This window comes from Streptomyces smaragdinus (assembly GCF_009604385.1).
Lineage (GTDB): Bacteria > Actinomycetota > Actinomycetes > Streptomycetales > Streptomycetaceae > Streptomyces > Streptomyces smaragdinus.
This window is the reverse complement of record NZ_WEGJ01000100.1, coordinates 1-1,312: the sequence shown is the minus strand read 5'-3', so window position 1 is coordinate 1,312 and position 1,312 is coordinate 1. Positions and strand designations below refer to the sequence as shown.

The 1,312-nt window shown below is 65.2% G+C and carries 2 protein-coding genes; both read right to left on the bottom strand.

From position 1 onward, the window contains the following. Positions 1–355: 355 nt before the first annotated feature. Positions 356–976: a hypothetical protein gene (locus tag SRB5_RS35745; protein ID WP_153458032.1), complete on the bottom strand. Its 621-nt coding sequence runs from the start codon at positions 974–976 to the stop codon at positions 356–358. Positions 977–1,061: 85 nt separating this feature from the next. Further along, on the bottom strand, positions 1,062–1,312 hold a 251-nt coding region (locus SRB5_RS35740), incomplete at its 5' end, for an adenosylhomocysteinase (RefSeq protein ID WP_194293030.1).

Below are 1,312 nucleotides of genomic sequence, written 5' to 3'. Positions count from 1 at the left end.
CGTGTGAGCGACGGGGTATCAACATATCTGGCGTTGACTTTTGGCACGCTGTTGAGTTCTCAAGGAACGGACGCTTCCTTCGGAACCCTTTCACCGGTTCCTCCGGGCGCTTCCCTTCGGTGTTTCCAACTCTACCAGACTTTCTCGGCGGGATTTTCACTCGCTCGAGTGTGGAGAATTCGGAATGCTCTTCTCCGGAATTTGCTTTCCGGGCCGAGCGAAGTAGATCTTAACGGCCGCCAACCGAACTTTCAAGTTCCAGGCAACTGTTCGAATCTACCTCCCTTTGGCTCCCTTGTCAAGGGTGCCGCCGGGACGAGCATGACAGTAGCAGGTTCCCAGGCCAGGACACCAATCAGCCGTTGGTGTCGAAGGTGGAGGGCGGTGTCTCCAGGTCTTCCAGCTCGATCCCGGGGGCCGCGAGCACCACATCGCCGGACAGGTGGACCTCTGCCTGTTCCCCGGTCTCCAGGTCTGTGACCTGGTACGTCTGTACTTCGAGTGATCCTTCGTCCGACTCGTGCAACCGGGTTTCCGTCAGGGTCCAGGACTGGTCGAGGGTGCGTGGTGCCAGTACCGGGGGCGCGAAAGTCACGACGCGGATTCGGCGGGTCTCGGATTCCTTGAGGGCCAGCTGGCGGGCTGTGGCCACGAGGAATGCTGGTGAGGTGCCGGTGAAGGTCTGGGCGGGGGCGTTGCCCTCGCGGGCGTCCGTGCCGGAGGCGTCCGTGCGTACCCAGGTGACGCCGTCCAGGGCCGCTCCTCGTACCTGCCAGCCGGCGGAGTGGAGCTCCAGGCGGATGGGGCGGCCGAGGTTGTCGGTCGTCAGGTCCACCGAGCCTGCCGGGGTGCCCGTGGGGGTCGTGAGCTGGGAGACGTAGCGCCAGCCCGTCGGGCCGGGGGCGCACTGGAAGTGTTCCTCGCCGAGCGGGGTGTCGTCGTACGGGTCGTGGAGCGAATAGCGGCCGCGGGGCATGGGGCGCAGCCTAATCGCGACGCCGCCCGGTCCCTGGGAGAGGGGCCGGGCGGCGGGGATGTGCGGGTGGAGCTTGGCTACTGGGTCAGTAGCGGTAGTGGTCGGGCTTGTACGGGCCCTCGACCGGGACACCGATGTACGACGCCTGCTCCGGGCGCAGGACGGTGAGTTTGGCTCCCAGGGCGTCGAGGTGGAGGCGGGCGACCTTTTCGTCGAGGTGTTTGGGCAGGACGTAGACGCCGACGGGGTACTGCTCGGTCTTGGTGAACAGTTCGATCTGGGCGATCGTCTGGTTGGCGAAGGAGTTCGACATCACGAACGAGGGGTGGCCGGTGG